Origin of the sequence: Myroides indicus, assembly GCF_004364575.1 — a bacterium.
Lineage (GTDB): Bacteria > Bacteroidota > Bacteroidia > Flavobacteriales > Flavobacteriaceae > Flavobacterium > Flavobacterium indicum_A.
Window position 1 is genome coordinate 20,234 of sequence record NZ_SOAG01000009.1, and the last position, 24,167, is coordinate 44,400.

Here is a 24,167-nt window from a genome sequence, read left to right on the forward strand (position 1 = left end):
GTTAATTTAAAGCAAAAGGAGAAGCCAGCTTAAATGAAGGGATGATTACTTTAAAAGATTTGGAAGTAGATAGGTTAAGCATTCTGTAAAAGCCTTTCATTGCTCCGTAGGGACAGGTTAGCACACAACCGCTTCTATAACGATGATATTCACCGGGCTTTATAATGGGCTTTTCTCCCAATACACCTTCACCTTCCACAATTGTAGAATCGTTTAATGCATCCTGAATTTTCCAGTGGCGAGAAAATAACTGAACCAAATGATTGCTTTGATTTTCGATTGTTATCTCATAACTGAAAGCAAAGTGTATTGTGCGTGCTTTAAAAAAACTTCCTTCGTACTCCGTTCGTACAGAAATCTTAATCCCTTTTGTAATTTGAGTAACCATAATCTATTTCTTTAGCGTTTGGAATCAATCAAAATTAAGAAATAAAACCTTTACTGTAAGCAAATTGACGAATTAATATGTGATTTCTTTTGCATTTGCTTCTGCAAAGCCTATGACGCGATCGTATAAATCTGTTGCAGATTTGTAATAAACGATAATCTGATACTGATTGGTTGTGAGCGCATAGTTGCCGTCTGGATTTAATTCCGGATTCACTTTGTTTTTGAAAACGGCTGTGTAACTATAATTAGTAAAGCCTTGTTTTAGCAAAATTGCCTTTTCGTAAGCCTCTTTTTGAGTATTATATGCCATTTTGCTTGAAGGAGTGAGTTCATATCCGTTAAACATACCGGTTATGTAATAATCTACTCCATCCGGCATATCACTATCAGGTTTAAAACTAAAGTACACCCAGCTGTATTCGGCTTCGGCATTTGCGTTTTTTCCTCCGATTATACGCGGATAAAAAGCTCCGTTTATATCTGGGAAGTAGGTGTATCCCTTATATCTTCGGCTTTCATTGGTGTACAAATAGGTGTTATAGATTCCGTTTTCAATTTTATTGGAAAAAATCATATTGTTTACCTGACGAATGTCGCTGTTGTCAAAATACAAGAATTGATTGCCTGCCCAAAACTGCGTTTCTCCATCGTATTTATATATCAAATCGGTGCCAATCGTATACATGGGTTTGATGTCTTTGATGTATGAATCCCAACGACCGTTTTGAAAGATAGCTACTTTTATGTTTTGTACGGGGTTTTGAAAAGGAGCATCTCCAAGTTTTATCGTAAAATCCACGTTTTGCTTGGTCTCAGAATATTTAAGATTGCGAGTTCGTTTTACTTGTGAAGGTACATTAACCATAGTTTCATATAGAATAAATTTACGTCTGATAACTACTTCGTTGTCTTCGTCGTAAATTTCTAAAATGTAATTTCCGCTTTTAGTAATCCGGTACATGGCATTTGGAAATGTCAGTTTATAATGAGTATAAGATTGCAGTGTATTGTAGGAGTTAACATAGTTTTTAATTCGCTGATTTTCCATGCCCTTTATGTACTCTATTTGTTTGAGTTTGGAAGGTGTCCAGTCGTAATTGTAGGCTTTAACGCGGTAAAAATAGTTTCCTTCATTGCCGTAAAGGTCGTCAAATTCTATGCTAAAGCTTTCTCCAAGTTCAAAGAAAGGGTTGACTGATTGACTGTCTTTTGTAAAAGCGGCACTTTTGATATAATCTGCTGTAAAATCGGCAGTTTTTTGGGCTTTTGCACTGTGCACAAATAGTAAGCAGCATAAAATATAAAGTAGTTTATTAATCATAGTCAACAGTTTTTCAAACTGATGAAGATATGAAAAAATAATTAACTGAAGGTGATCTGAAGGTGTAATTTACTAAAACTCCTTTGTTTTGTCAATCTTCCGAAATAAAAGAGATTATTTTATGCAGACGGGAATTATTTCCCCTGCAGCCAAACCGTACTTGTTGATTTCTGCGGGAGAAAAATTTTGAGTATAATCTACTTCATTTACCTCAAATCCAATACTTCGCAATTTGTCAAAATAATCTGTTCCATAAATGCGAACATGATCGTATTGCCCGAAAATCTGGGTACGCTCTTTTGGGTTTGTAATAGAATCGTCCTGAAAAGTTTTTTTGCGGCTTAAATCCTGAGGTACCTGAAAAATTCCCATACCGCCTGGTTTGAGTACTCGGTACAATTCCTGCATAGCTTTGGTGTCATCCGGAATATGTTCTAACACGTGATTGCATAAAATAAAATCAAAACTATTGCTTTCAAAAGGCAAATTACAAATATCCGCTTTTACGTCTGCTAAAGGTGAAATCAAATCAGTTGTTGTATAATCCAGATTGGCTTGTTTTTTAAATCTTTTATAAAACGCTTGTTCAGGTGCAAAGTGCAATACTTTTTTGGGAGCAATAAAAAAATCCGTTTCGTTTTTGAGATAAAGCCATAGCAATCGGTGTCTTTCTAAGGAAAGAGTTCCCGGAGACAGTACATTATTTCGCTGCGTGGCATAGCCGTAAGGAAGAAATGAACGGAAGCTTTTTCCATCAATAGGATCAGTATAAGTATTTCCTTTTAAATACCATGCTAAAAAAGGGCGAACGAGGTAACTCAACCGAATTAATATCGGTCGAGGTACAAGGTTCAATATGGTTTTAAAAAGTTTTTTCATCAAGGCTTTAAAAAAAATTAAAGCACTAAAGGAATTGCTCTGAATTCGTCTTCTTCGTTGCTTTCAATACCTAAAACCTGATAGATGTATTGGAAAGTAGAAAGCAATTCCGGTTTTCCGTTTACTAACGCTACATCATGTTCAAAATGGGCAGATGGTTTTCCGTCGCGAGTTACAATTGTCCAGCCATCGCTTAATTGTTTAACGTTGCGCGTTCCCATATTAATCATCGGTTCGATAGCAACAACCAGCCCTTCTACAAATTTCTTTCCTCTTCCCGGTTTTCCGTAATTAGGCATTTCAGGGGATTCGTGCATTTTTCTTCCTAGTCCGTGTCCTACTAATTCGCGAACAACGGTATAGCCTTCGGCTTCGCAATAACGCTGAATGGCACTGCCCACATCTTCCACGCGGTTTCCTAGTTTAAATTCGCGAATCCCAACGTAAAGCGATTCTTTTGTAATTTGTAAAAGCTTTTTGACATCAGCGGTTACTTCTCCTACTTCAAAGGTATAAGCGTGGTCTCCATAAAAACCGTTCATGATAGAACCACAGTCTATCGAAACTATATCACCGTTTTCCAACGGTTTGTTAGTCGGCAGTCCGTGTACAATCTGCTCGTTAACGCTCGTTAAAATTGAGGAAGGACATCCGTATAGTCCTAAAAATCCGGGCTCTGCTCCGTGATCTCTGATATATTCTTCGGCTTTTTTGTCTAATTCTAAGGTGGTTACTCCCGGCTTTACTTCTGCTGCCAGCATACCTAGTGTTTTAGAAACTATTAATGCGCTTTGGCGCATCAATTCGATTTCTTCCGAAGTTTTTGGAATGATCATATTTGAATAGGTAATGTATTTATATACTGCAAAATTAAGGTTTTCAATCCAATCAAAAAAAGTGTTGTTCTGTTTTTTTGCTCATCACTCAATGACAGATGTATTTTATATGTTTGGCAAGATTATATTTGGCTATTATATTTTAAATAAGAGGGTGTCTGGGCATTTCTTCCGGTTGCGGTATTCCCATTAATTTTAATATAGTAGGGGCTAAATCACCTAAAATTCCGTTATTTATTTTTTGAATGTCTTTGTCTACAATAATAATAGGCACCGGATTGGTTGTGTGTGCTGTATTTGGTGTTCCGTCTTCATTTATCATGGTTTCGCAATTTCCGTGATCTGCCAAAACAATGGTAGTGTAATTGTGTGCCATTGCTGTTTCAATCACTTTTTGGACGCATTGGTCAACTACCTCACAAGCTTTTATGGCAGCTTCCATTACACCTGTATGACCGACCATATCGCCGTTGGCAAAATTAAGGCATACAAAATCTACCTCTTCTTTTTTCAACTCGGGCACTAAGGCATTGGCTATATCATAGGCACTCATCTCTGGTTTTAAATCGTAAGTTGCTACCTTAGGTGAAGGACATAAAATGCGCTCTTCTCCTTTAAAAGGAATTTCTCTCCCTCCCGAAAAAAAGAAAGTAACATGCGGGTATTTTTCAGTTTCGGCGATTCGGATTTGCTTTTTACCGTATTTTTCTAAAACCTCGCCTAAGGTGTTGTTGATATTGGCTTTGTCATATACGACGCGAATATTGGTGAAAGTTTTATCGTAGTTAGTCAGCGTAACGTAATACAAGGATAGTTTTTTCATATCGTATTCCGGAAAATCTTCTTGAGACAACACTTGAGTCAGCTCTCTTCCTCTGTCGGTTCTGAAGTTAAAAAAGATTACCACATCATCATCTTCAATTTTAGCAACGGGCTGGTTTGTTTTATTGACCATAACAATCGGCTCGATAAACTCATCTGTAATATTTTGGTCATAACTGTTTTGTACGCTTTGAATTGCATTAGTACTGTGACTCCCTACTCCGTTTACGATAAGCTGATATGCTTTTGCTACTCTCTCCCAGCGTTTGTCCCGATCCATTGCGTAATATCTGCCTATGACGGTAGCTAACTTTCCGGTAGATTTTTGAAAGTGTTTTTCTAGTTTTTGAAGATGTCCGATTCCCGATTTTGGATCCACATCACGCCCATCTGTAAAAGCGTGCACATATACTTCTGATAAATCATACGTTTTGGCAACATCGAGCAATCCGTACAGATGTTGCTCGTTAGAGTGTACACCTCCATCGGACAATAGTCCTAAAAGATGAACTTTTTTGTGGTTGTCTTTGGCATACGAAAAGGCTTTTTGTAATTCCGGCTCAAGAGCAATGGATTTATCTTCCACAGCCATATTGATTTTTACCAGGTCTTGATAAACAATTCTACCCGCGCCTAAATTCATATGCCCTACTTCAGAATTTCCCATTTGTCCCGGAGGCAATCCTACGTTTAACCCGTCTGTCAATACATAAGAGTGGGGGAATTTGGTGTATAAACTGTCAATAAAGGGAGTTTTTGCGTGTTCGATAGCAGATACTTTTGGATTTTGAGTTTGTCCCCAACCATCCAAAATCATCAGAATTACCTTTTTATTCATAATAATTTCAGTCTTAATGCGTTTTTTAGTTGTGTAATGCAAAATTACGCAATAGTTGGCGAAAATGTTATAAATGACAGCTATAAAATACTCATTAGCAGAAAATAATGAACAATAAATATTTTGAGATTGTAATTATTTTTATATTTTTACGCCTTTGTGTTTCATGATTAAAGATTAAAAACGAATGAATTATAGGTTATTGTCGTTAGGGGCACTTTCGCTGGCGCTGTTGACAACTCATGTTGAAGGAAGTTCATTAAGAAAAGAAAAAGTAGAACACGATGCTGTTTTATACGATAACGCAGAGGATGTCAAAGAAGAATCTTTTGAATCAAGGGCATTATCTCTGTATGAATCGCTGGCGCTGAATAATTTTGAAGCTCCATCAGAAGACGTGTTTGCTAAAGCACTAAAAGGATATTTAAAACTCAAGGACGAGGGAGAAATCAAGAATGAAAAACTGACAATTGTAGATTTTAGTTTGTCTTCGGCTATGCCCAGATTGTGGGTGATTGATATGGTGAAGCAAGAGGTTCTTTTGCAATCGCTTGTTTCTCATGGCAGAAATACAGGTGATGAATTTGCTACCGTTTTTTCTGATAAAGTAGATTCTCATATGAGTAGTCTGGGATTTTATAAAACAGGAGAAACCTATCAGGGAATTAATGGTTTTTCGATGCGGTTGGATGGTTTGGAAGCAGGGATTAACAGCAATGCGCGTAAACGGGCAATTGTGATACACGGAGCGGATTACGCTTCGCTAAAACTTGTAAAAGCACAGGGCAGATTGGGTAGAAGTTACGGATGTCCTGCTGTACCGGTGGAGGTAAACAAAAAGCTAATCGAGCTGATAAAAGACGAATCCTGTCTTTTTATTTATCATCCGAGTAAGGATTATCTTTCCAAATCGCATTATTTGAGTTAAAAAGCTTTTTTAGACTGTCCTCTTATGATTGATTATCCTTTTGAGGTGTTTAGTTTTTTATACAAGTCTTTATCCAGATCATATAAGTCGTCCAGTAATTTAATTTTACCATTTTTATCAATTTGGATAGTCCAATACAATTGATGTATTTGCACGGGAACTTTAGAAACCGATATATTATTTGTCTTTTCGGATTTTAATATCTCATTTATTTTTTCCTGCGAGATATTATTGCCTACAATTTCAAAAACATATTGAGCAAGATCAAAAGGATCCTGTACCCGGACACATCCCGAACTTAAGCTGCGTTTATCTATGTCAAAGTTCCATTTGCTCGGAGTATCGTGCAGATATACAGCGTGATTGTTTTTAAATAAAAATTTGATTCTTCCCAAAGTGTTTCCCGGACCGCCTTTTTGTACATACCGATACGACCTTGCTTTTGACGGATCCCATTCTTCGGCAGAAACTACTTTTCCTTGGGCATTGTAAATGGTGAAATTTTGTTTGGTAAAGTAACTTCGGTCTGCAGATGCTTTTGGAGTCAAATCATTTTTTAGAATGGTAGGAGGTACTGTCCATGTCGGGTTGAGTACGATGGTGGTTAGTTGTGAAGACAAAACAGGAGTTTTTCTGTCTTTTTTTCCTACAACAATTTTATGCGATTGTAATGTGTCATTTTCAGATACGGCAACAAGGCTATAATTTGGAATGTTGATTAAAATGTAGTATTCACCAAATTCTCTAGGAAACCAGCGCCAACGTTCTAAGTTTACGATTAGCTTTTCTTTGACCATATTTACTTCCGATACCAAAGCGTCCATCGTTTTTTCATCGGCGATGCCGTTAATTTTAAGCTTGTGCTTGTTTTGCAACTGTTTTATTCCATCGGCAATTGCCGGAGTGTAAACAGCGGATGCTGAGGAGATGCTGTCTGAAAGATAATTTAAAAATATCAAATGATTGACAAGGGTACTCGTTTGAGAAAGTGTATCATTTATGTTGACAGTAGTATTTTTAAATACTTGCAAAGAATCGCTATTCAGTTCGTATAAGTCTGTCAGTTTGCTTCGCATACGGGTGTAAACTTGTTTTGCCGGACGTATGCTGTCAAATGAAATTTCTACCGCTTTATTGTCAAGAGCGAGAACCATCGTACTGCTCGCACTCAAGTTTTTTGCATCAATATCCCAGTCGTTATATAGTTTGCGGGCATTTAATACTCCATTGTAAAGTTGATTCAGTGCAAGAGAATAATTATTAGCAAATAAAATATCGGCTTTCATTTTTTCCTGATCAGACAGTTCAGCGTAATCCTTATTATATTCTTCCAGTTTTGCTATCGGAAACTGTTCAGTAGGGATTCCGTCTGTCTTTAAATTTTTCAGAACCTCAAGGAGCTGCATGCGGTTTTCTTCTTCTGTCCAGCCAATTTTATATTCGTTTGTTTTGTAGAATTTTTTAATTTCCTGGGATTCGCCGGAAAGCAAAAGTGTATCTATATCCAAAATATCCGGATGGGCTATGGGCTGTATTTGTACCGTATCGTGATAAATTACCTGCATAGGCTGAGGTGTTAGCTTTTTGCAGGAAACCATCGTTATTAAAAATAAGAAATAAATGAGCCAATGTTTCATAATATGTTTGGATATATCTCAAATATAGTTATTTTTTATGGGTTTTAATAAAGTTATTGTTTAAAAAGTTTTTATTTTTAAAAATATGTCTTCTTAATGCTAAGTAATAACACTAGTTTAATGGTATGCTGGTCAGTGATAAAAGTAAATTTATAAAATGTAACTGAGGTTTATTCATTTTTTTGAAAAACGATTTTAAAATCACGAAAAATAGCATGTTTCGGATTTTGTATTTCTGAAATTATAACCACATTTGTATATAAAAGGCAGGTTATGGATAGTGAGATCAATATAAATTACCAGCGGATAGCTCAGGCAATCGATTATATACGGCAGAATTTTAAAGCACAGCCAGATTTAGAAGAAGTAGCAAGGTATTTAAATCTGAGTCCGGCACATTTTCAGCGTACTTTTACTGCATGGGCAGGTACAAGCCCTAAAAAGTTTTTGCAGTATATCAGTGTTGAATATGCCAAGCGCATTCTTAAAGAACAGCAGGCAACGTTGTTTGATGCGGCGTTTGAAACCGGATTGTCCAGTACGAGCAGACTTCACGATTTGTTTATCAGCATTGAAGGCATGACTCCTGCGGAATATAGAAATGGAGGTAGAAACCTTGTGATTAATTACAGCTTTGCATCCAGTCCTTTTGGTCGCTTAATTGTTGCTTCGACGGAGAAAGGTGTTTGTTATATGGCATTTGAAGAGAATGAAGAGAAAGCTTTTACTGATTTAAAAGACCGTTTTTTGAATGCTGATTTTCAGCTAGAAAATGATGAAATACAAAAAAATGCCCTTACGATTTTTAAGGATAATTCAGATTCATTGTCTAAAATTAGGTTGCATTTAAAGGGGACAGATTTTCAGCTGAAAGTATGGGAAAGTTTATTAAAAATACCGATGGGCAGACTGTCTACTTACGGAAATATAGCAGAGCAAATAGGAAACCCCAAAGCTTCCCGCGCAGTAGGTACAGCCATAGGAAGCAATCCCGTTGCATTTCTGATTCCATGTCATCGCGTTATTCAGTCTTCGGGAGTTTTTGGAGGTTATATGTGGGGAACGACAAGAAAAACGGCTATTATCGGTTGGGAAAATGCCAAAACAGATGTGTTAAAACTGTAACCTTGTTAATGTTAAAAGCCAAGTTCAGAGGTGATAAATTCTTTTACTCCGTTATTTCCCGTTAGTTCAAGCCAAGCATCGCTTTTGTCGCCGCTAACAGAGATTGTAAAAGTAAAAAAACTACAGCATTCTCTTTCTGTTTTAATAAATTCTGTCAGTTCATCTAAAGTTTTATCTGTTCCGGCGAATTTGAAAGCATAACCTTTTTCGAGTTCTTTTTTCTCGATAATCTGGTTTTTGAGGTTTGCAATAATGGTTTCTTTTCTTTTTTGAAGTTCAGGAGTCGTCAGCTTACACGATAATTGCTCTTTCTGCATTTCGGTAATGAAGCTTTTGTTGTAAGGTGTTTCTTTTTGCTGATTCATTACTGTATTTTGTTTGTGGGTTTGTGCTTTTATTTGCGCCGTTCCTATTAAAAATAGTGAAATGAGTACGGTTGTGCTGAGAGAAGGATAGCTAATTGTTTTTTTATTTTATGGTTAACTTTGTAAAGATAAACTGTGGAGTATAGTCAACTGTCAAGTAAAAAATGGAAAAAAACAAACTATGTTAATAGGTGAATTATCAAAAGCTTCTGCTTTATCAAGAGATACTATCCGCTTTTACGAAAAGAAAGGTTTGATAACGGAAGGTAAAAAAGAAAGGTAATTTAATAATTATAAAGAATATTCCGAGGAAACTCTGAAGCGGCTATTGTCTATAAAACAATTAAAAAGTTTTGGGTTTACATTAAACGAGATTGCTGAATTTCGGATATGTTTGATGCTGACCAAGCTACCTGTGAAAGTGTATGCCATAAGATTGATGAAAAAATAATACTTCTCACTCAAAAGATAAAAGGATTAGAAATGGCACGTCAGCAATTAACAGCGGGTAAGAAAAGTTGTCAAACCGAAGGGGGACCATTAAAAAATCCAAATAAAACTTGCTCTGTGTTTACAGTGTGATTATTTTTTTGCCTTGAATAGATAGTGATATTGATTTATCACTCCAAAATCGTAGAAATATAAATAAGAAAGAAGCAGATGAAGCTATTTGAAGACTTTTCGGAAAGAACTGTAAACCTACTGCCTAAGGACGGGATAGTTCATTATTATGGCAAGCTGCTTACTCCGGAACAAGCGGATTTTTATTTCTGTCGGCTATTTGAAGCTATTGAATGGAAAAATGATGAAGCTCATGTTTTTGGAAAGCGTATTGTAACTAAAAGAAAGGTAGCATGGTACGGAGAAAAACCTTATGCTTACACATATTCCAATACTACTAAATATGCCTTGTGCTGGACTAAAGAATTACTGGCATTAAAAGCTATGGTAGAAAAAGAAACTCATGAAACCTTTAATTCGTGTTTGCTGAATTTGTATCACAGTGGAAAAGAAGGAATGGCGTGGCATAGTGACGCAGAAAAGGATTTAAAAAAAGACGGAGCGATTGCTTCGCTGAGTTTGGGTGCAGAGCGTAAATTTGCCTTTAAACACAAACAGACCGGTGAAAAGAAAGAATTGTTTTTGGAACGCGGAAGTCTTTTGGTTATGAAAGGAACGACGCAGACATACTGGCTGCATCGGCTTCCTGCCAGCAAACGCATTATTGCTCCCCGGATTAACCTCACGTTTAGAACGATTGAAGAGTAAGGTTTGCAGTAAAGCTGAGTCTTGTATTATCGTTCCCAAAATTCATCTGCATTTCGGGGATAAGAAAGAAAAATGTCGGAGATGTCTTTTGTTTCTTTAGTCAGTTTTTGACTGTTTAACTGATGATATATATAATCTAAAATATCTTGCTTGGTAAAAGTCTGTTTGTATTCATTTCGCAATTCAGCATTGAGATGTGCAAAACAAACCTCTCCGTCACTTATTTTGTTTTGATACCGTAAACCGGTTCGCTGTTCTATATTTTGTACAATCGCAGGGTTAATCGGCAGATTCCTGTTGACAGATAAGAACAGAAAAGGCTGTTCCATGTCAAACAGCCTTGTATCCTGAAACAGATCCGCAATAGTAAAATGTTTCATGTGGTGTAGTTATTTGAGATAAATTAAAACTCTCTTTCTTTCAACAAAATTTTCTCGTCATTAATAACTTCATATTTTTTAGTCCAAAGGCAAGTATCGCCTTCGTATTCATAGGCATAATACTTTCTTTCGAATTCAGGTCTGCGAGGCGGAGCTGCATTTTTATTGCGTTTTCTTCTTTTTTTAGGTTGGGGTTTCGCCTGTATAGTTGTTTTTTGAACCGTTTCAATCAAATTATTACAATCATCGTATTTATACGTAATGATTATCATTTTTCTGTCTTCTCCTTCAAATAAAGTAGTTTTGGATAATTTGATCGTTCCGTTTTGATTATACGCAAGAATTCTTCTAAAGCCTTGTTCTCTCTCTTCCGAGTATTCTCGCGAAGTCACTACTTGAGGTAATCCTCTGTTAAATTTTGAATAGGAGTTTTCGCCGTCATCTATCAGGTTGTTTTTGTCGTCATAGGTAAATTCGTTTTGAAAAATGATTTCTCTTGTAATCCCTGTGGATTTATCAAACATTTTTCGCTCTTGATAAAGATTTCCCTGAGCATCATATTCTACTTCTACCTCTCTTTGTACGTCGCCTTCTTTATCATAAACTCTGTAAAATGATATTATACCGTCTTTTAGCGTATACTCTCTTTTCTCTTTAATTTCGCCATTACTAAAAGTGGTTTCAGCAAATTCCTTATAGGATTTCCAATTCGGGTTTTCCTCTATCAAAGAAGTGTTTTTTACCTGAGCAAATGCGTTAATAGAGGCGAAAAGTAAAAGTAGCGTTACAAAATTAGCTTTCATAAAATTGATTTTATATAGTTAATATAGTAATAAAGAGCAAATAAAAATGGGTGTTACAATATTTTACTCCTGATTTGCCTTAATCAGCTTTGTATGATAATTATTACGAAAATAATCTTTTAAAGTCACTTATTAAAAAATAAAGTAAAAAACAATTGCTGAAAACTAAAATAAACTATTTTCAGCGGCGTTATTATCAAGAGGTTTTAACAAAAAATGCATATAAAATAATTGATGATTTATCTAATGTATGAAAAAAACAGACAAAATAAAGAGTGCGTATTGTGAAATTAAACTGTTTATATTTTGTTATATAGTGTCAAATAAATATTTTTTATATGTTTTTTTAACCTAAAAAATAAATTATTAAATAAAGTATTTTTTATTTAACATTTAAAATAAAAAACAAGAATTACATATTTTGTATTAAATTTGTGGTGTGAAATATTGAAAAAGGAAAAAAATGAAAAAGCTAATTGTATTTTTATCTCTGATGGTAGCTTTAGCCGGTTACAGTCAAAAAAAACCAGTTATTCCTGTATCCGGAGTTCAAAAAGTAGAATATAGCGATATAAAGCAGATTCTGGATAATAAAGACAAATTAGAACTTACTCGCCGCCAAATCGGTATATTGACTATTAAAAACGAATATATCAAAAGAGATCTTCAGTTTGTAAACTCTCAACAAAATTTAAAACCGGCGGAAATTAAAATGTATGAGAGAGATTTAAAAGACTCTTATCAGCTTTTTATAGAACGGACATTAACAGATGCTCAGTTAAAAGAATGGGGGGTAATTCAAAAAAGTATGTTGGCAGAGGTGGAAAGCCATGAAAACTTGAAAACAGACCTTAAAATGCTTGAAAAAAGACACAAAGAAAATCTCAAAGAAATTTATACTAAATACCGATATGACCGAAAGTTGTACTATGCACAACGCAGCAACGCCAGGCGTCAGTATGAAACTAATAAGTTGAAGTTAATTAGTTATTACAAGGCATTGGGAGAAGAAAATGAAGAAGAGGTGATGTCTTTGGAAGAAATTGCTAATCTATATAAAGAGTACGATGACTATTATAACAATACGAACACTCCAAGTCCTTTAAATTACCTCGAAATTCAGGAAGAAGGAGGTAAAGTTGAAGAAGCCGTTATAGAAGAAGGAGATTTTTAGAAATCTCTTTTTTTATGAGTATTAAATGTCCTAATAATACCAAAAAACAAGTATATCGTTCCTATTGTTTAGCTAATTTTTAGCTTACTTTGCAAAAAAATAAATTATGTCATATCTAAGTAAAGTTATCAGCGGGAGATGCCCTAATTGCGGTAAAGAAAAAATATTTTATGACAAAGGAAATTCTATTACATTCAGAATGCCAAAGATGTCGCCTAAATGCCCTCATTGTCACTATAACTTTCATAGAGAAACCGGGTTTTACTTTGGAGCAATGTATGTAAGTTATGGAGTAACTGTAGCAGAAATGATTACCATTATGGTTTTACGGCTTATTTTAAATGAATTCTTTGGATTGCATATATCTATGCTTGATGCTTTTATTGTCATTGTTGCCGTATTGTTTGTATTTTGGACCTTTAACTATAGGGTGTCGAGGATTATGTGGCTGAATATGTTTTATAAAAAAGAATAGCATTATATAGGGAAGTTGTTTATATTTGCACGCTTTACCGAAAAACGGGTGTAGTTCAAGGGTAGAATAGCGGTCTCCAAAACCGTTGATGGGGGTTCGAATCCCTCCACCCGTGCAAAAGAAATCCTTGTAGTTTTGTACAGGGATTTTTTTATTCGTAATGTTTTAAAAAATCTTTTGGTGTTGCTCCTGTTTTTCGCTTAAAAACTTTCGAAAAGTAAGAGTAATCATCGCAACCTAAGACGGATGCGATTTCGGCAAAATTTTTTCGAGAGTAAATCAGCATTCTCTTTGTTTCAAGGAGTACTCTGTTCCAGATTACTTCGGTCGTCGTTTGGTTTACGGTTGCTTTGCAAATCCGGTTAAGGTGTTTAGGACTCAGATTTAGTTTTTCGGCATAGAATAAAGCTGATTTCTCCTGGATAAAATGCTGTTCCAGTAAATCTTCAAAGCGCTGAAAGTGCAGATTATACGGACTGTTGGTTTTTTGGAAGCGCTCTCCGGATAGTAAAATTCTGTTGATTTCGATGTAAAACTGAACCGTCAGATTCACTAACATCATATCTTTGCGCCAATAATCTCTTTTTACCTCTTCCAGCATTCGCTTAAAATAGTTAGTAATGTGATGCTGGTGCTCATCGGATAAACAAATTCCGTTCGGAAAAAATATAGAGCGGAATACAGGATATTCTCTCAAAGTTTCGCGGACAAAAAACAAATCAAAAAATTCCTGATTGTGGAAAAAGATATAGCCATTGATGTCATCCGACAACTCCCAACTGTGCGTTTGTCCGGGAGCCAGCGTAAAAACAGTGCCGGGTTTTACGATGTAGCGATTAAAGTCTATTTCATGCGTTCCGGAGCCTGCCGTAAAAATCATGCTGGTATAAAAATTGTGTTTATGCGGTTTCTCAATTCTGCTGTGATTAATCAGTAAGTGATTGGGAATGGTATTGGCATAAAAGCTTATTTCTTCTTTGTGGTGAACCAGATCGCCAATCTGTAAAATGTCTATTTCATCCATATTGTAACCGATGATTATTTTTATAAAAGTAATAAAATCTTTTTTTAAAGCTTTGGGGATTGCAAAACAGTATTTTATTTACAAACTTTGTTTTCTCAAAAAAAGACAATGAAGATAAGTATTATTACTATCGTTTTAGCAGTGGTTTTTTGCAGTGCCTGTACACAGCAGACTGCAAATAAACTAGAAGCACTCGATACCAAATCATCTCGTGAAGTTACGATTAAGTCAGAAGTTTCAGGAGACAGCATTTTGCACATTACCCATCAAAAAATATGGGCAAACGGACAAATTGTCGCTCAAAAAACAGATACCGTTAAAACGGCAAAAGAAATCACTGCCTGGGGAGAAAGCAATCCCGTTAGCCTGGTAAAAACGCCTATTTACGTTACTGTTGAATAATTACAAATCAAAGATGAAAAAAAGAAGCAGTAAGGCTGTCAGCCTTGTTTTAATAACAGCAGCACTCGCCGGTTGTGCCAAACCTCAGGAAGAGAAAGAACTGAAACAGCGCGTTTTTATGCGGGCAGATGAAAGTGCGCCTTATACAGAAGTAACCGAACAATACGGCAGCCGGCACCGCGGAGGCGGAATGGGAAGTGCTTTATTGTGGTATATGGCATTTCGTCCTCTAATGGGAGGTAATATGGGATATGCCAGTCAGGGATTGGCAGCACAGTCCAATGTAGGAAAAAATGCAGCAAAAGCCAATTCATTGAAAACTCAAACTGCACGAGGCGGATTCGGAACCACAGCCAAGTCCGGTACTTCTGCGTCATAGATTCTCTTTATGAAGATAAAATATTTAACACCGAGTTCGGACTGGCAGCAGCGCTTGGAAAAAACGGGCTTTGGTTACCATACCGAAGATCATGCTACTCCGTATTGGATTGAGCATTACTATTACAGCATTACAGAGAATTTAGCAGATGAGATTTATGCCGCTACTTCCGATTTGTGGCAGATGTGCCTTGCGGCTGTGGATCATGTAATTGCCAATAAATTGTACGATCTTTTTCAGATCCCTCTTTTTATACAGCAGCATATTGAGGAGTCCTGGGAAAACGATGCACCAAGTTTGTACGGCAGATTTGACTTTGCGTACGATAATTATAGTAAACAACTAAAAGTGCTTGAGTTTAATGCAGATACGCCAACCTCATTGTATGAAACCGGCGTAGTGCAATGGCTTTGGATGCAGCAGTATTTCGGTGCCTCCAAAGATCAGTTTAATTCTGTGCACGACAGACTGATTCAGACCTGGAGTGATTTAAAACCATATCTCAAAGGAGAAACCCTCCATTTTAGCTGTATGAAAGGAACTTTGGAGGATTTGACTAATGTTGAGTATTTACGTGATTGTGCCATACAGGCGGGTATTCAAACCAAGTTGATATACATTGACGATATTGGTTGGGACGGAGAAACCTTTACCGATTTGGAAGACGAAATGATTACGGATATATTTAAGCTATATCCATGGGAATGGTTGATCTATGAGCCTTTTTCACTGCATATTCCAAACGATATGGCTAAAGCAAACTGGATTGAGCCTTCGTGGAAAATGATTTTGTCAAACAAAGCCATAATGGCTGTACTTTGGCAATTATATCCCAACCATCCGCTATTGCTGGAAACTTATTTTGAAGAGCCTAAAGGGATGGAAGATTACGTTAAAAAACCACTGTTATCCCGTGAGGGAGCGAACGTTACACTGTATAAAGGTGGAAGAATAGTTGAAGCTTCACCTGGAGAATATGGTGATGAAGGCTATATTTGCCAACAGCTGGCATCTCTGCATAAAGAAAAAAGCGGATATGCGGTAATCGGTAGCTGGACCATCGGACAGGAACCTTGCGGAATTACGTTTAGAGAGAGCGACAGCCTCATTACTACTAATAAAAGCAGGTTTATCCCTCATATCATTGAAAATTAATTGCGTTTAAATTGTTAATCCCTTTTAGCCCGAACGGTTATGACTCCTGAATTTATTTACGACAAAATATATCAAGACCAGATTTTTAAATTTGATTCGGTCTCTTTCAAGGAATTTGAAAATTGCAAATTTGTTAATTGCGATTTAAGCGCTTGTTCTTTTTTAGCTACGCTGTTTATCGATTGTGAGTTTACCGATTGTAATTTTAAAAATGCAGAGATCAACTATGTGGGATTCAGAAGCGTTCATTTTTCAAACTGTAATTTCACGGGTGTCAATTTTGCAATGATCGACCAAACGATATTTGAGTTTTCTTTTACAGATTGCAATCTCGAATTTGCCCAGTTTTATGGGTTAAAGTTAAAAAAACAGGTGTTTTCTAACTGCAGCCTGATTAGTGCCGATTTTATGGGGGCTGATTTATCTATGGCGATGTTTGACAATTGTAACCTGCATCGTACCGTTTTTGAGAAGGCAAACGCTGAGGGAGCCGATTTTTATACCAGTTATAACTACGATATTGATCCGGAATCAACTCGCATTAAAAAAGCCATGTTTTCCGCGCAGGGCTTAGCCGGACTCTTGACAAAACATCAGCTGGTGCTGAAGTGATTTTATGCACTTCGAAGAAAACAAACGTCAAAAAGATTAACTACCTTTGATAAAACTTTCTAAATCCAGAAAAAGATCAATCATGAAAACAGCTTTTATCACAGGAACAACATCGGGTATAGGAAAAGCCACCGCTCAAATTTTAGCCTCTAATTACAGGTTAATTTTATGCGGACGAAGAGCGGATAAATTAGTAGAACTGCAAAAAGAGCTTGAAGAAATAACGGAGATTTATCCCCTTGTTTTTGATGTTCGCAACAAAGTTGAGGTTTTTGACGCGGTAAATTCGCTCCCCGAAAAATGGAAAGCAATAGATGTGCTGGTTAACAATGCCGGCAATGCACACGGTTTGTCTAGTTTTCAGGAAGCAGATCTAAATGATCTGGAAGCCATGATTGATATTAACGTAAAAGGGCTTATTTACGTGACCAAAGCTGTTTTGCCTTATATGCTCAAGCAAAACGGCGGACACATTGTCAATTTATCATCCATTGCCGGAAAAGAAACCTATGCGAACGGAGCAGTGTATTGTGCGAGCAAAGCCGCAGTTGAATCCATTTCAAAGGGACTTAGACTTGATCTTTTGCATAGCGGAATCAAAGTAACCAATATAGCTCCGGGAGCTGTTGAAACGGAGTTTTCGGTGGTAAGATTCAAAGGAGATAAACAAAGAGCTTCCAAGGTGTATGAGGGTTACGAACCATTGATAGCGCAAGATATTGCACAGGCAATAGCGTATGCCGTAAATCAACCGGAATACGTTCAGATTGCGGATGTTACTATTTTTCCCAAAGCACAGGGAAACGGTACTACATTTGTCAAAAAAATATAACCGTTTTTAGATGACATTAGGTGAAAAAAACTACATTTGTATCGGTTTTACTACAAATTATCCCTTTATAAAATGAAAAAAAATATTGCAATAAGCCTGTTGATTTTCGGGCTGAATTGCACTTCTAATTTCGCTTTTGCACCACGCGATTTTTATTTTAATACCATTACCGAAATTTTAGCAGCAGAAAACAGGACTCTGTCCGATACGTTGTTTATCGATTTAAAAAACGATCCGGATTTTAGGTTTAAAAATAACCTGAGATGGTTTCAGGATAGTGAACAAGCACTTTTCGGAATTAAAAATGCACAGGGCGACATCTATATTGAACCGCTTTTTTATCAGATCGAATCCTTTGTGGAGGGGATTTCCATTGTTACGTTTGAAGATTTTCAGGGAGCCATTAACAATAAAGGAGAACTTGTGATTCCTTATGTTTATGAAGAACTGCATACGTGCAGTGAAGGATTGATCGCTTTTAAAGAAGCCGATAAATGGGGTTTTTTAAATACGTCGGGCGACAAGGTAGTTGAAGCGAGATATGACTTTGTAGACAGTTTTTCAGAAGGTCTTGCCTTAGCCTCTCAGGATAATCTTTTTGGCTATATCAATCGCAAAGGCAACGTGGTTATTCCTTTTCAGTATGATTATGCTGGCAGTTTTGAAGGAGGAGAAGCACAGGTGGAAATAAAGCTCAAGTCTTTTGTTATTAACAAAAGGGGAGTGATCGTTTCTGAGCAATAGGTTTTCATCCTGTCCTGCTGAATTTATTTCGGTCTATCCTGATTTTGAGGATATAAAACAAAGAAGCTGAAACAAGTTCAGCTTGACAAGTCTGTCTTTTTTCTGTCTTGCTGAATTCATTTCAGTATCTCTTAGGTTTTTAAATTTACAAGCCGTTATACTTTATCCCTATCGTAAACCATCTGCCCGGCATAGGTACAGCTCCGGCTTCAATATAAGTGGCGTCAAAAATATTCTGAGCATCTGTATATACTCCAAACTGATTAGCCGTATAGCTGATGCGGATGTCGTTAATCCAATAGCTTTTGTAACTCAAGCGCTGATTGTAGCGGTTAGCCAGTGTGGCACTCCAGTTTTGGTGCTTAAAATTCAGTGTGGCAACGAGCTGGTGTTTCAGACTCTCAATGGCATATTTAGAAATTAAGTCCTTTTGGCTGATTTCTATTTCAGGAGATAAGTAAGTGTAGCCCAATCCTAAGTTCCATTGCGTAATCTCATCACCCACTCTGTATTTTACGGAGGCGCTTATTCCGGTTGTTTTATTTTTTGCCTCATTGTACGGTTGATAAGGCTGGTCTGTATTCGGTCTTATCCAATCGATAAAATCATCAATTACCCGGTAAAAAGCAAATACTTCTGCGCTCAGTCTGCTGTCTATATATTTCCCTCCGGCTTCCACCTGATAGGCTCTTTCCGGTTCCAGTTCGGGATTTCCTATATTTCCGGGACGCTGATCTAAATACAAATCTGTAAAGGAAGGAATTCGCTGGCTGGTTCCGGCATTAAAAACAGCTTTCCAGTTGGGATTAAAGGCATAGCTTGCATCAATACCCGGAAAAATCTGCCAGCCGTATTTTGTATTGTAGTTGACGTATGCACCCAGATTAACGTCTAAGTCAGGTATAAATTCTCTCTGAAACTCGGTGTATATTCCATAATTGCTTTTGCTGTGATCGCCTATGTTTGTCGAGTTTATTTTTTCGTATCGCATTTCTGCTCCGACAGCTATTTTTCCAAAATCGCCCTGATATTCTCCTTTCACATTTGAGGTTAGCGAATGTGCATAATGTCTGCTTCGGGCGACATCAAGCTGATGTCTGAAATAGCGGTAATCGTCAAAGTTATAGCGGTAGGCTATGCTTGGCAATAGTCTGAAACGGTTGTTTAGCTGATGGGTGGAGCTGAGATTGAGTAAGTAGCTGCTTACGATTTCTTCCGATTCTTTATCGCCCGGAGCAGCGTAAAAACCATTGGCTCCGAATGAACTTTGCGCCCATCCGCCCAAAACCATAATGGCATTGTTTTCATCCGGTACAATATTGCCCTGATAGAATAATTTGTTGTTGTGAAAAGCTGTATTGTAGCGGTATCCACTTCCGGAATCGTGGCTTCCGAAAAGCATGTGATTGTGTTTTTCTTTTATCAGTGTTCCGCCCAGCTGTATCCCTCTGCCATTATAGAATTCGCCGCTGTTTATTTCTTCTTCATCTTTTTTAAAGCTTGTTCCGCCGTATACATGGGCAAATACACCGTCTTTTTTCGGGTTTTTAGTTACGATGTTTACTACTCCGGTCAAACTGTTTACGCCATACAAACGAGCCGAAGCACCTCTTACGATTTCGATTCTTTCAATGGCTTCCAGCGGTACCGGAATGTTGAGCGAATTGTGTCCGGTTTGCGGATCTGTTATCTTTTGACCGTTTAACAGCAGCAGGTTCTGTTCAAAACTTCCTCCTTCTATGCTTAAATCTGCCTGGGTGCCAAACGGACCGCGCTGACGCAAATCAACGCCTGATGCATATGCCAAAAGTTCATTAACAGACTCTACGGGCAGCTGTTTAATTTGCTCCTGTGTAAGAACGGTTATGTTTCTGTTTTTTAAAGATTCCGGCAATTGCAAACGCTGGTCGTAAATAACAATTTCTGCTATATCGGTATCGGTTTGTATCGTTTGTTCTTCCTGTGCCTGCACATTCAATACCGCACAAGTAAAGGCAAAAGCAGACAGTATAGCTGATTTTTTCATACGTTATAAAAAATTAATTTTCTGTTATAGGGTTCAAATAACTCTTTTAAGCTCATTAGATTGCGGCAAAAGTATCGGTTCTTTTGCAAATGCAGCTATGCCACTTTTAAATTTTGAGGTAGTCCGGTCTGCAAACCAAAGCAAACCAACTGTATCGCCGATTGATTGAGAATTTTTATCCGGCGCTTAAAACTTGTCCTATGCAAAGAAAAAACCTTTTCAAAGTCTATATTTTTGAGTTGTCTTTTTTAGGGCATAAAGGAATACCCCGCGCTTATTAGAGACAGTTTCTATATATAATTAATAACTAAAAACAATCAGTATGGCAAAAGTACACGCTTATTTAAATTTTAACGGCAATTGTGAAGAAGCATTCAATTTTTATCAACAGGTATTTGACAAACCGTCGTTGGGCAAAAATCGATACAGAGATATGCCGCCCAGCCCGGATTTTGAACTTCCTGAATCGGAAAAAAACAAAATTTTGCACACGGCTATTATGATTAACGATGAGGTTATGCTGATGGGGTCTGACTGCAGCGATCATTTTGGACAAAAAGCCGTTTTTGGAACAAGTACTTATGTTATGCTGGATGCTCAAACAGCCGACGAAGCAAAAAAATTATATGAAAAGCTGAGCTATAAAGCACAAAAACTGGAAATGGAATTGGGTGAAACGTTTTTTGCCGAACTGTTTTCTTCTTTTATCGATCAGTTTGGCGTTGCCTGGATGATACATTACGAAGGAAAAAACAGGATGAACGGCGGCAAATAAGTTTCTGCAGCAAAGTTGTATCAGGTAAATTAACAGTTATTTTTGTTTTTTATTGTAAATATATGTGATTTGTTGGTAAAAAAACGTTGTATATTGCAGTATTAAAATTTATTTATAAAAATAATTGATATGAAAAGATTATTTAGTTTCGTAATTGTCTTTTTAGGATTAACAACAGGGGCTATGGCGCAAAAAGTTGATTTATCTATTTTTCCAAAACCCGAACAAGGGTATAAACAGATGGTCATAGAAGTTCCTCATTCTGAAAATGACGGTAATAAAAAGCTGGAATTCAGAGTAGGCAAGTGGATGGATGTTGACGGATGCAACAGTTTTAAGCTCAACGGAGTGGTAGAGAAAAAAGATTTGCAAGGCTGGGGCTATGACTATTATGTTTTTAGCGGAGGCGGCGTTATTGCTACGCGTATGGCGTGTCCGGATGCAGAAGGCAGACATATGTTTGTTTCGACAACTCCTGAAACGGCAAGGTATAACGGACGTATGCCGATTGTTATCTACGTGCCGAAGGATTATGAGGTAAAGTTTAAAATATATCAGACAGATGGGGATGATTACGAAGCTCTGGAAGTAGTGCAAAAATAATAAGCATTTTAAAAGTTTAAAAAAGCATCGAGGAGTAATCATCGATGCTTTTTTAATATCAGACTGATTCTATTTGTTAATTAATAGTTATATGCTTTGTTTTTATTTGATCAATCAGATAGTTTTATCAAATATTTTTTGAAATAAAAAAAAAGTGATACTAATATTTTATTAAAAAATAAATCAATAATTTAATATGATAAGAATCTTACTGACTGCTGTTGTTTTTTTATTTTCAGCTTTTGCAATTGCTCAAAACAAAAAATATTACTACGAATACGAAAGCGTGCTACCCTATCAAGAACGCTTCGATAAGATAGAGGTAAATGCGACTAATGAAGTTGAAAAAATACAGTTGTATGGAACTTTGTTATTGCCAAAAACACCCTTTTATAAAGTAGTGATGATAATTCCTGGATCGGGACCTGATACGCGTGAAAATCATTTTAAACTCGCAGAAGAATTGTTGTTGCATAACATAGCTGTTTTTAGATATGATGAACGAGGAATCTCTGAATCGGAAGGAGAATTTAATGAAATTAGAATAGGAATCAACGAATTAGTTGATGATATGGCAGTTTTATTTCAAAAATTGAAACAACTTCCTGCTTTAAAAGATAAAAAAGTAGGAGTTATTGGTCATAGTTTTGGAGGAATGATTGCTATTGATGCTGTTAATAAAAAGAAAGCTAATCCTGATTTTATGGTCCAATGGGCAACTCCTGTTCAAAGTCATGGTGAATGGTTTAAATACCAGTTAAAAAATGGAATAGGGGAGTTACCAATGCAGTTTAAATATGAAAACCTAGAAGAGGCTTATAAGATTATGGATATCTTTAATCAAGCTTTTGCAACAACAAAAGATTCTACTACGATGAAACAAGATATTAAACTACTGTATAAGACGAGAAAAATAGCGAAGAAACAAGGATATACTTCAAAGCGCTATGAACGTTTTACTTATGCCACATTCCCTACACATAAGGCTCTTATCAAAAAGGATTTTGAAAAGATGTATGCTAATGTAGAAGTGCCAATGCTTTATATAATTGGTACTAATGATATCATTGTTGATCCTGTGGCGGGAGTTGAAAAATTAAAGTCGTTAGGTAATACTAAGGTGGAAATAAAAGTGTTGGATGGATTAGACCATTATCTAACAACCGAACCGGAACTGGTATTGGGAAAAGAGATGTATTATATTGATGAAAAGGCGAGTGCTTATATGGTTAACTGGATTTTAAATCAATAGCTTAAATATTAATATATTATGGTGAAAATAGCTTTAAGTATTATACTCTTTTTATTGGCGAGTATAGGATTTACTCAGGAAAATCAAATTAGCGGAACGATAAAAAACGTAGAAACCCATGCTAATCTTGCTTATGTGAGTATTGGCGTTATCGATAAAGCGATGGGAACAATTTCAAAAGAAGACGGAACTTTTTTAATGAAAACAAATAAATATCTCACTGAAAAAAATAAAGTTAGATTTTCGATGATAGGTTATCAGGATTATGTTGCATCAGTAAAAGAACTCGAAAATAATCCAACTATTTATTTGATTCCCGAATCGTCTGTTTTACCTGAAATTGCAATTATCAAAAAACACATTAATCGCTATAAAATCGGTAATACCAAAGTTGGAAAAATGCTGATGAAATATTACAGTATCCACGACGCTTCTAAAGACGATCAATTAGGCGTTGAACAAGGGATGATTTTTGATGTGGAAAATGATTTTGTGGTTGATAAATTTAGTTTTCATATTGGTTGTAATGAATATCAAAATGTAAAATTGCGATTAAAATTTTATGATGTTGACAAAGGAGAACCAATAAAATTATTTAATAGAGAAGATATTATTTTTGATATAACAGATAGAAAAAAAGGGATATTTACTGTTGATTTACAGGATTATGATATTATAATAAAAGACAAAAAACAAATAGCAGTTTCTTTGGAATGGGTTGACGGTTTAGTGGAAGGGAAACACCAAAATGTTTTGGAATTACATATAAAACCGGAAAGCATAAATACGGAATATTTAAGCGTGCAGGTGAATTTCCGTGGAGAAAACTGAAACAGGAGATGACGCTTTACCTTGATGTAACTGAAGTAGAAACAGAATAAAAGCTATTAAAATATACCTCTTTGTTTCAGGAAAGCAAACCAAGCATTAAATTTGAAACAGAAAACACAACCCAACTAGCCCTGTTTTACTAAATCCTTATGTCGAACTCAGGTTTATAGATTGTTTTTGTAGCGCAAACTTCTATTTTTATAAAGAGGTAAGGATTGATAAAATATTAACAATCAAAAACTATTATTATATTAGGGTTAAAAATTATTTCTGTTAAAAAGTAATTTATT

General features: G+C 36.2%; 27 protein-coding genes, 1 tRNA gene and 1 pseudogene. 18 read left to right on the top strand and 11 right to left on the bottom strand.

The features are described from left to right. Position 1: 1 nt before the first annotated feature. The 5 genes from apaG to gpmI form a co-directional block, all read right to left on the bottom strand. Positions 2-388, bottom strand: coding sequence for a Co2+/Mg2+ efflux protein ApaG (gene apaG, locus C8P70_RS04985; protein WP_133712238.1), 387 nt, complete (start codon positions 386-388; stop codon positions 2-4). Between the two features lie 72 nt (positions 389-460). Further along, positions 461-1,711, bottom strand: coding sequence for a type IX secretion system plug protein (locus C8P70_RS04990; RefSeq protein WP_133712239.1), 1,251 nt, complete (start codon positions 1,709-1,711; stop codon positions 461-463). A gap of 114 nt (positions 1,712-1,825) precedes the next feature. After that, the gene (locus C8P70_RS04995; RefSeq protein WP_133712240.1) at positions 1,826-2,590 is read right to left on the bottom strand and encodes a class I SAM-dependent methyltransferase; all 765 of its coding nucleotides are present in this window, start codon (positions 2,588-2,590) and stop codon (positions 1,826-1,828) included. A gap of 17 nt (positions 2,591-2,607) precedes the next feature. Then, positions 2,608-3,426, bottom strand: a complete 819-nt coding sequence (gene map / locus C8P70_RS05000) for a type I methionyl aminopeptidase (RefSeq protein WP_133712241.1) — start codon at positions 3,424-3,426, stop codon at positions 2,608-2,610. A gap of 142 nt (positions 3,427-3,568) precedes the next feature. Further along, on the bottom strand, positions 3,569-5,086 hold the full coding sequence (gene gpmI / locus C8P70_RS05005) for a 2,3-bisphosphoglycerate-independent phosphoglycerate mutase (RefSeq protein WP_133712242.1): 1,518 nt from the start codon (positions 5,084-5,086) through the stop codon (positions 3,569-3,571). Between the two features lie 187 nt (positions 5,087-5,273). On the opposite strand from gpmI, the gene C8P70_RS05010 reads away from it, so the two are divergent. Then, entirely contained in the window at positions 5,274-6,014 is a 741-nt protein-coding gene (locus C8P70_RS05010; RefSeq protein WP_133712243.1) for a murein L,D-transpeptidase catalytic domain family protein, read from the top strand. 32 nt (positions 6,015-6,046) lie between these two features. Here the strand turns inward: C8P70_RS05010 and C8P70_RS05015 are convergent, their stop codons facing one another. Beyond that, positions 6,047-7,651, bottom strand: a complete 1,605-nt coding sequence (locus C8P70_RS05015) for a L,D-transpeptidase family protein (RefSeq protein WP_133712244.1) — start codon at positions 7,649-7,651, stop codon at positions 6,047-6,049. Between the two features lie 273 nt (positions 7,652-7,924). Between C8P70_RS05015 and C8P70_RS05020 the strand changes: the two genes are divergently transcribed. Next, positions 7,925-8,776, top strand: coding sequence for a methylated-DNA--[protein]-cysteine S-methyltransferase (locus tag C8P70_RS05020; RefSeq protein ID WP_133712245.1), 852 nt, complete (start codon positions 7,925-7,927; stop codon positions 8,774-8,776). Positions 8,777-8,787: 11 nt separating this feature from the next. Here the strand turns inward: C8P70_RS05020 and C8P70_RS05025 are convergent, their stop codons facing one another. Next, positions 8,788-9,141, bottom strand: coding sequence for a hypothetical protein (locus C8P70_RS05025; protein ID WP_133712246.1), 354 nt, complete (start codon positions 9,139-9,141; stop codon positions 8,788-8,790). 181 nt (positions 9,142-9,322) lie between these two features. Here C8P70_RS05025 and C8P70_RS13970 point away from each other — a divergent pair. From C8P70_RS13970 to C8P70_RS05045, 3 genes and pseudogenes are all read left to right on the top strand, one after another. Next, positions 9,323-9,592: pseudogene (locus tag C8P70_RS13970) on the top strand (MerR family transcriptional regulator). Beyond that, positions 9,532-9,723: a hypothetical protein gene (locus C8P70_RS13900; RefSeq protein ID WP_133712248.1), complete on the top strand. Its 192-nt coding sequence runs from the start codon at positions 9,532-9,534 to the stop codon at positions 9,721-9,723. The pseudogene C8P70_RS13970 and the gene C8P70_RS13900 overlap by 61 nt, the downstream one beginning before the upstream one ends. A 78-nt stretch (positions 9,724-9,801) precedes the next feature. Then, positions 9,802-10,410, top strand: coding sequence for an alpha-ketoglutarate-dependent dioxygenase AlkB family protein (locus C8P70_RS05045; protein WP_133712249.1), 609 nt, complete (start codon positions 9,802-9,804; stop codon positions 10,408-10,410). Between the two features lie 26 nt (positions 10,411-10,436). Here the strand turns inward: C8P70_RS05045 and C8P70_RS05050 are convergent, their stop codons facing one another. Then, complete coding sequence (locus C8P70_RS05050) at positions 10,437-10,790, bottom strand: hypothetical protein (protein ID WP_133712250.1); 354 nt, start codon at positions 10,788-10,790, stop codon at positions 10,437-10,439. 23 nt (positions 10,791-10,813) lie between these two features. Next, the gene (locus C8P70_RS05055) at positions 10,814-11,593 is read right to left on the bottom strand and encodes a hypothetical protein (protein WP_133712251.1); all 780 of its coding nucleotides are present in this window, start codon (positions 11,591-11,593) and stop codon (positions 10,814-10,816) included. A gap of 463 nt (positions 11,594-12,056) precedes the next feature. Between C8P70_RS05055 and C8P70_RS05060 the strand changes: the two genes are divergently transcribed. The 3 genes from C8P70_RS05060 (at position 12,057) to C8P70_RS05070 (ending at position 13,357) form a co-directional block, all read left to right on the top strand. Beyond that, a complete protein-coding gene (locus C8P70_RS05060) occupies positions 12,057-12,767 on the top strand; it encodes a hypothetical protein (RefSeq protein ID WP_133712252.1) in 711 nt (236 codons plus the stop codon). A gap of 106 nt (positions 12,768-12,873) precedes the next feature. Further along, on the top strand, positions 12,874-13,242 hold the full coding sequence (locus tag C8P70_RS05065) for a zinc ribbon domain-containing protein (RefSeq protein ID WP_133712253.1): 369 nt from the start codon (positions 12,874-12,876) through the stop codon (positions 13,240-13,242). 44 nt (positions 13,243-13,286) lie between these two features. Beyond that, positions 13,287-13,357 (top strand) — tRNA-Trp (locus C8P70_RS05070). A 36-nt stretch (positions 13,358-13,393) separates the two neighbouring features. Here C8P70_RS05070 and C8P70_RS05075 read toward each other — a convergent pair. Beyond that, positions 13,394-14,266: a helix-turn-helix domain-containing protein gene (locus C8P70_RS05075; protein ID WP_133712254.1), complete on the bottom strand. Its 873-nt coding sequence runs from the start codon at positions 14,264-14,266 to the stop codon at positions 13,394-13,396. Positions 14,267-14,374: 108 nt separating this feature from the next. Here C8P70_RS05075 and C8P70_RS05080 point away from each other — a divergent pair, with 108 nt between their 5' ends. The 6 genes from C8P70_RS05080 (at position 14,375) to C8P70_RS05105 (ending at position 18,390) form a co-directional block, all read left to right on the top strand. Further along, positions 14,375-14,668 (top strand): hypothetical protein, encoded by a 294-nt coding sequence (locus tag C8P70_RS05080; protein WP_133712255.1) that lies wholly within the window; start codon positions 14,375-14,377, stop codon positions 14,666-14,668. A gap of 13 nt (positions 14,669-14,681) precedes the next feature. After that, positions 14,682-15,047, top strand: a complete 366-nt coding sequence (locus C8P70_RS05085; RefSeq protein ID WP_133712256.1) for a hypothetical protein — start codon at positions 14,682-14,684, stop codon at positions 15,045-15,047. A gap of 9 nt (positions 15,048-15,056) precedes the next feature. Next, complete coding sequence (locus tag C8P70_RS05090; RefSeq protein WP_133712257.1) at positions 15,057-16,202, top strand: glutathionylspermidine synthase family protein; 1,146 nt, start codon at positions 15,057-15,059, stop codon at positions 16,200-16,202. A 39-nt stretch (positions 16,203-16,241) separates the two neighbouring features. Further along, positions 16,242-16,814: a pentapeptide repeat-containing protein gene (locus C8P70_RS05095; protein ID WP_133712258.1), complete on the top strand. Its 573-nt coding sequence runs from the start codon at positions 16,242-16,244 to the stop codon at positions 16,812-16,814. A gap of 82 nt (positions 16,815-16,896) precedes the next feature. After that, positions 16,897-17,646, top strand: a complete 750-nt coding sequence (locus C8P70_RS05100; protein WP_133712259.1) for an SDR family NAD(P)-dependent oxidoreductase — start codon at positions 16,897-16,899, stop codon at positions 17,644-17,646. A gap of 72 nt (positions 17,647-17,718) precedes the next feature. Then, complete coding sequence (locus C8P70_RS05105; RefSeq protein ID WP_133712260.1) at positions 17,719-18,390, top strand: WG repeat-containing protein; 672 nt, start codon at positions 17,719-17,721, stop codon at positions 18,388-18,390. Positions 18,391-18,535: 145 nt separating this feature from the next. On the opposite strand, the gene C8P70_RS05110 is transcribed toward C8P70_RS05105, so the two are convergent. After that, on the bottom strand, positions 18,536-20,416 hold the full coding sequence (locus tag C8P70_RS05110; protein WP_133712261.1) for a TonB-dependent receptor plug domain-containing protein: 1,881 nt from the start codon (positions 20,414-20,416) through the stop codon (positions 18,536-18,538). A 322-nt stretch (positions 20,417-20,738) separates the two neighbouring features. On the opposite strand from C8P70_RS05110, the gene C8P70_RS05115 reads away from it, so the two are divergent. From C8P70_RS05115 to C8P70_RS05130, 4 genes are all read left to right on the top strand, one after another. Next, on the top strand, positions 20,739-21,191 hold the full coding sequence (locus C8P70_RS05115) for a VOC family protein (RefSeq protein ID WP_133712262.1): 453 nt from the start codon (positions 20,739-20,741) through the stop codon (positions 21,189-21,191). A 129-nt stretch (positions 21,192-21,320) separates the two neighbouring features. Next, positions 21,321-21,794 (top strand): ecotin family protein, encoded by a 474-nt coding sequence (locus tag C8P70_RS05120; RefSeq protein ID WP_133712263.1) that lies wholly within the window; start codon positions 21,321-21,323, stop codon positions 21,792-21,794. A 196-nt stretch (positions 21,795-21,990) separates the two neighbouring features. Continuing rightward, the gene (locus C8P70_RS05125; protein ID WP_133712264.1) at positions 21,991-23,046 is read left to right on the top strand and encodes an alpha/beta hydrolase; all 1,056 of its coding nucleotides are present in this window, start codon (positions 21,991-21,993) and stop codon (positions 23,044-23,046) included. An 18-nt stretch (positions 23,047-23,064) separates the two neighbouring features. Further along, a complete protein-coding gene (locus C8P70_RS05130; protein WP_133712265.1) occupies positions 23,065-23,877 on the top strand; it encodes a carboxypeptidase-like regulatory domain-containing protein in 813 nt (270 codons plus the stop codon). The last annotated feature ends 290 nt before the right edge of the window (positions 23,878-24,167 follow it).